The 6,000-nt window shown below is 41.6% G+C and carries 5 protein-coding genes; all 5 read right to left on the minus strand.

The window, feature by feature from the left end; genetic code table 11:
- Nucleotides 1–53 precede the first annotated feature (53 nt).
- The gene (gene htpG / locus ACFOHL_RS17495) at nt 54–1,976 is read right to left on the minus strand and encodes a molecular chaperone HtpG (protein ID WP_376921536.1); all 1,923 of its coding nucleotides are present in this window, start codon (nt 1,974–1,976) and stop codon (nt 54–56) included.
- A gap of 130 nt (nt 1,977–2,106) precedes the next feature.
- A complete protein-coding gene (gene recR / locus ACFOHL_RS17500; protein WP_376921537.1) occupies nt 2,107–2,706 on the minus strand; it encodes a recombination mediator RecR in 600 nt (199 codons plus the stop codon).
- 103 nt (nt 2,707–2,809) lie between these two features.
- On the minus strand, nt 2,810–3,136 hold the full coding sequence (locus tag ACFOHL_RS17505) for a YbaB/EbfC family nucleoid-associated protein (protein WP_376921538.1): 327 nt from the start codon (nt 3,134–3,136) through the stop codon (nt 2,810–2,812).
- A gap of 9 nt (nt 3,137–3,145) precedes the next feature.
- A complete protein-coding gene (gene dnaX / locus ACFOHL_RS17510; protein ID WP_376921539.1) occupies nt 3,146–5,095 on the minus strand; it encodes a DNA polymerase III subunit gamma/tau in 1,950 nt (649 codons plus the stop codon).
- 8 nt (nt 5,096–5,103) lie between these two features.
- Nucleotides 5,104–5,640 (minus strand): adenine phosphoribosyltransferase, encoded by a 537-nt coding sequence (gene apt, locus ACFOHL_RS17515; protein ID WP_376921540.1) that lies wholly within the window; start codon nt 5,638–5,640, stop codon nt 5,104–5,106.
- Between the last annotated feature and the right edge of the window lie 360 nt (nt 5,641–6,000).

The following is a 6,000-nucleotide window of genomic DNA, read 5'->3' on the forward strand; positions in this document are numbered from 1 at the left end:
ACATACTTGGGTTTTTGATACTTTATAGGGTTAATAAACCCTAGATGGCATAGTTATTTTGTTAAAGCACTAAGGAGGCTATTTAGGTTGCTCACAAAACTAGCAGGGTCTTTTAAGCTACCTTGTTCACTTAATGCTGCTTGATCAAATAACACATTCGCCCATTGGCCAAATTGATCCTCATCTTGGACATCTGCGACTAATTTAACCAAATCATGCTCTGGGTTTAGCTCAAAGTGATACTTCGGCTCTGGCGCTTGTTGCCCAGCAGACTTCAATAACTTAGCCATCTGTGTAGACATACTGTCTTCACTGGCAACAATGACCGCGGGTGAATCTGTCAGACGATGAGTGAATTTAACTTCTTCTACTTTTTCGCCCAATGCAGTTTTAATGCGCTCTAGGACACCTTCAACTGCTTTCTCTGCTTCTTCTTTGGCTTTCTTCGTTTCTTCGTCGTCCAGATCACTTAAATCAATATCAGCGCTTGCGACAGATTGGAAAGACTTACCATCAAATTCAGTCAGGTGGCTCATCATCCATTCGTCAATGCGTTCGCCAAGCAATAGTACTTCAATGCCTTTTTTGCGGAACACTTCTAAATGAGGGCTAGTACGTGCAGCTTGATAAGAATCCGCTGTGACAAAATATATCTTGTCTTGCCCTTCTTTCATGCGTTCAATGTAGTCAGACAATGCAACATCGGTATCATTACCTTCGTTATGCGTAGATGCAAAACGCAGTAATGCAGCAATTTTGTCTTTATTCGCAAAATCTTCTGCTGGACCTTCTTTTAACACATTACCAAATTCGCCATAAAACGCTTTGTACTCTTCCGGCTTGTTCTTGGCCATGCGCTCAAGCATAGTCAATACACGCTTGGTACAGCCTTGTCGAATAGCTTGCGTGATCTTGTTGTCTTGTAAGATTTCGCGTGAAACATTTAGTGGCAAGTCATTTGAATCTAGCAAGCCCTTCACAAAACGTAAATATGTCGGCATAAACTGTTCAGCGTCATCCATAATAAATACTCGCTGCACGTAGAGTTTAAGTCCGTTTTTCTGTTCTCTGTTCCACAAATCAAAGGGGGCTTTGCTCGGAATATACAGCAAGCTGGTATATTCTGTTTTTCCTTCGACTTTGTTGTGCGACCATGTTATCGGGTCAGCAAAGTCGTGAGAAATATGCTTATAAAATTCTTTATATTCATCATCACTCACGTCAGACTTATCACGAGTCCAGAGAGCGGTCGCTTTGTTAGCGGCTTCCCATTTTCCAGGTTCTGCAGGTATTTTTTCGCCGTCAGGGCCTTCGCTTTCAGGTACTTCGTCTTTCCATAGCTCTACAGGTATACTGATATGATCAGAATATTTTGTAACGATCGAACGCAAGCGCCAAGCATCTAAGAATTCTTTTTCATCTTCTTTCAGCTGCAAAATGATCTCTGTACCGCGATCGGCTTTGTCAATCGTAGCGACCGAAAACTCGCCTTCGCCTTCTGAAACCCATTGTACTCCGTCTGTGCTAGATTGGCCGGCTGCTCTTGTGTTAACCGTCACTTTGTCAGCAACAATAAAAGCAGAGTAAAAACCGACACCAAACTGACCTATGAGACTAGAGTCCTTTGCTTGATCACCTGATAACTGGCTGAAAAACTCGGCGGTTCCAGACTTGGCAATAGTGCCAAGATTTTTGACGACTTCGTCTTTTGTCATACCGATACCATTGTCACTAATTGTCAAGGTACCTGCATCTTTGTCAAAGCTTAATCGAACCCTAAGTTCACCATCACCTTCATACAAGTCATTGTTAGAGAGCGCTTTAAATCTCAACTTATCCGCTGCATCTGCAGCATTTGAGACCAACTCTCTGAGAAATATTTCTTTATTTGAATATAATGAATGAATCATTAGCTGAAGCAGTTGTTTTACTTCAGTTTGAAAACCGTGTGTTTCGTGTTGGACAGTCTCAGCCATTGCCAAGTATCTCCTATTGAATTACTGACTAACTTAATGCTCACTATATCTGTGGACATTAAGATTATTTTTCAATAGGGAAAGTAAGATTTAATTTTAAAAGGACGATGTCCTTACACGCACATAGCGTTTAGAATTTTCGCCGACCAGTAAACGCGTGGATTAAGGTATTGCCATCAATGAATTCAAGCTCGCCGCCCACAGGCACACCATGCGCGATTCGCGTAGCGTTGACTCCCAATTTTTGACACATTTGATAGATATAATGTGCCGTTGCTTCTCCCTCTACCGTCGGGTTAGTCGCAAGAATGACCTCGTCAACTTTTTCTTCTTCTAACCTACGTTGTAGCATATCCAAGTGAAGCTCATTTGGGCCAATACCATCAATGGGTGACAAATGCCCCATCAACACGAAGTACCTTCCTTGGAATTGAAGCGTTTGCTCGATAGCAAGTACATCTTGCGGCGATTCAACCACACAAATCTGCGCACTTTCGGCTCTTCTGGGATCAGCACATATGTGACAAATGTTTGATTCAGTAAAGGTCCTACAGCGCTCACAATTGCTTACATGCTCCATAGCATCGTGCAAGGTTCGACTTAAACGTAAAGCACCATCTCTATTGCGTTCGAGCAAGTTGAAAGCCATGCGTTGTGCACTTTTTGCCCCTACCCCTGGCAGGCACTTTAAGGATTGTATTAGCTCTTCAATTAGTGGGCTAGATATCATTCGTATCGCTTAATTTTAGTCACACTTTATACATAACAATTAGCAAGTCGTTTAATTAAACAATGTCCTGTTAAGATGTTGATACACAAAAACAAATCCAATATTAAAACGGCATTTTAAAACCCGGAGGTAAGCCCATACCACCAGTGACTGCTGCCATTTTTTCCTGTGAGGCCTCTTGAATACGACGCACTGCGTCATTGAGCGCAGCGGCTACTAAATCTTCAACCATCTCTTTATCATCATCCATTAGCGACTCATCAATTTCAACACGACGAACATTGTGATTACATGTCATAGTGATTTTAACTAAGCCTGCACCCGATTCACCTGTCACTTCTAAATTCGCTAGCTCGTCTTGCGCGCGTTTCATCTTTTCTTGCATTTGCTGGGCTTGTTTCATCATATTGCCCATGCCACCTTTAAACATAATTCTCTCCTATCTGGGCTCTATTGAGCCGGGAATAACTTCAGCATTAAATGCTTTTTTTAATTCTTGTATTGCCTCGTTTGACTCGACTATCTCTTTAGCGTGTTGAAGGCGCATATCGTTAATATCTGTTTGAATTTCATAGGGTGTTTTTTCTACATCCTGCAAAGTAACTAGCAGAGGTATAGGCTTGCCAAATTTGTTCTCTAATGCATGCTCTATTGTCTTGACGTTTGCTTCAACATTCAGGTGTTGATCTTGCTCTGATATTTTTATCGTTAACGCATCGTCAAAAGAGATAACTTCAGAATGCAGTAGCAATTGCCTAGAAAGTGCTCGTACACCTAGTTCATCGACAAAATGGCTCCAATCGTCAACTTGCGAAGCTTGCGTAAGCTTTTCTCCAGAATCTAGACGCGCGCTAATGTCTGAAACAGATTGCTTAAACTCTTTCGGGATCGCTGCACTGCTCTGAGGAGGATGCATCTCTGTTTCAGACTTTTTTACAGAAGTATTTTCTTCCTCGCTCTCACCAATCGTGTTTAATTCGTCAAACAAGGCCATTTTCGCCATGGTGTCTTCGAGTGTCGCTCCAACGCTTACATCAGGAATGTGACTTGGCTCGATAGATCCTGTGTTTGTCTGTACAACTTCCTCTGCGTGAATATGTTGCGCTACGTTTTGCTCGTCAAAATTGTCTACTTCACTATCTGCTTGCTCGCCTTCTGACAATACTTCTGTAGGATTCTCACTGTTTACATTAATCGTTTCATGTACTTTCTGCTCTTGCGCAATATTTTTTTTGCTCTCAAGTACAGTTGCATCTGGCGATGGAGATTTGACAATAAAATCGTCGGTATTCAAGCTTATATTCTTAGCGGGACTAAATGCTAACATTCTCAAGACTGTCATCTGAAGTCCGGTAAACGCATCCGGTGCATGAGGTAAATCACGCTTACCATTGAGCGCAATTTGATAAAGCATTTGTACATGCTCTTCTGAGACAGCGTTAGCAAGTACATATATTGCTTTCGGTGAGGTGTTGTCTAATTTACATACTTCAGGCACTAGTTGAGTCAAACATAGCTGATGGAATGTAGCCATTAATTGAGAAAGGACTTGCGCATAATCTGGCGAATCATCACAAATAAGTTTTAGTTGATGCATAGCTTCAGGTGCATTGCGCTCACAGATTGCTTTAGCTAGTTTTAAGATTTGGTTTCTATCGAGCAAACCAAGCATTGTCATGACAACCTTATTATTTACCGCATTGTTGCCTTGCGCAATAGCCTGATCTGTCAAGCTTAAGGCGTCTCGCATACTTCCGTTTGCCGCTTTAGCAAGCTGGTATAGCGCGTTGCCTTCAGCACTAATCTGCTCTTGTAGCAAAATATGTTCTAACTGCCCTTGAATTTGCTCGATACTCAAAGCTTTTAAATTAAATTGAAGGCACCGAGACAGTATTGTAACAGGTAGCTTTTGTGGATCAGTAGTGGCTAATAAAAACTTAACATGTGGAGGTGGTTCTTCGAGAGTTTTTAGCAAAGCATTAAAGCTATGCTTCGACAACATATGCACTTCGTCAATTAGATAGACTTTGAATTTACCCCGAGTAGGTTTGTACTGCACGTTGTCTAGAAGCTCTCGCGTATCCTCAACCTTTGTGCGCGAAGCTGCGTCAATTTCAAGTAAATCAACATACCTCCCATCATTGATATCCACACAGGTATTGCAAATTCCACAGGGATTGGCGCCTTGTCCTGTCTCACAATTTAGGCTTTTCGCAAAAATGCGAGCAATAGTTGTTTTGCCAACGCCTCTGGTACCTGTAAATAAATATGCGTGATGAAGGCGATTATTTTCAAGCGCATTAGTCACTGCATCAACAACGTGTTGTTGCCCAACCAATTCAGAAAAAGTGCTTGGACGCCATTTTCTAGCTAAAACTTGATAACTCATAAAGACGTTTAGTCGCCGTCAAAAGCACAAAGGGTAAAGGGAGTAATACCTGCCTCTAGTAGTTTTTCTTCACCTCCGATATCAGGTAAAGAAATAACGAATCCAGCATGTGCCACTTCACCGCCCAAGCGGCGAATTAAATTCGCAGTCGCAATCATAGTCCCACCCGTTGCTAGTAGGTCATCAATCATAAGAACCTTATCACCGGATTCAATGGCGTCTTTGTGAATCTCTAATACATCCGTTCCATATTCTAGTTGATATGATTCACTGATTACGTCTCGAGGCAATTTTTTAGGCTTACGCACGGGGATAAAGCCTATCCCTAACTGCAACGCTAATGGGGCGCCAAACAAAAAACCTCTTGCTTCAGTACCAACGACCTTCGTAAATCCCTTACCTCCAAACTCGGCTTTTAATAAATCAATACAAGCTTGAAAAGCTTCAGGTTTTTGCAAAACACTGGTTACGTCTCGAAATAAAATGCCTGGTTTTGGGTAATCAGGTATAGTGGTTATCGCATCCTTTATTAGTTTAGATGACACGTAGTTTCCCTTTATTTAAGTGTTAATTAATTGCTGAAAAAGAAAACATACCAACCCGCAATGATATGTAATAAAGGAAAAGCAACGAGCGCTGCAACTATGCCAAAAAAGTACCACCAATTAAAAACTTCTTTAAATTCGCCGTTATCAGCCAAAGCTATACCCTCTGTTTAATCATAAAAAACAGCCATGAATACTACTTGATCTGGGTCAAAAAACCTAGGATATTTTGATTGATAAAAGTGAGATTAGAACGATGATGGGTCCTAAAAACAACAAAGCCCCAGCATGGGCTGGGGCTTGTGTCTAGATTAGGAGTCTGGCGATGTGCTACTCTCACATGGGGAATCCCCACACTAC

The organism is Agaribacter flavus (assembly GCF_042646125.1).
Taxonomy (GTDB): domain Bacteria; phylum Pseudomonadota; class Gammaproteobacteria; order Enterobacterales; family Alteromonadaceae; genus Glaciecola; species Glaciecola flavus.

Bases quoted from the DNA above. Each gene is read 5' to 3' on its own strand.
- htpG (WP_376921536.1), bottom strand. From the start codon at position 1,976: ATGGCTGAGACTGTCCAACACGAAACACACGGTTTTCAAACTGAAGTA.
- recR (WP_376921537.1), bottom strand. From the start codon at position 2,706: ATGATATCTAGCCCACTAATTGAAGAGCTAATACAATCCTTAAAGTGC.
- ACFOHL_RS17505 (WP_376921538.1), bottom strand. From the start codon at position 3,136: ATGTTTAAAGGTGGCATGGGCAATATGATGAAACAAGCCCAGCAAATG.
- dnaX (WP_376921539.1), bottom strand. From the start codon at position 5,095: ATGAGTTATCAAGTTTTAGCTAGAAAATGGCGTCCAAGCACTTTTTCT.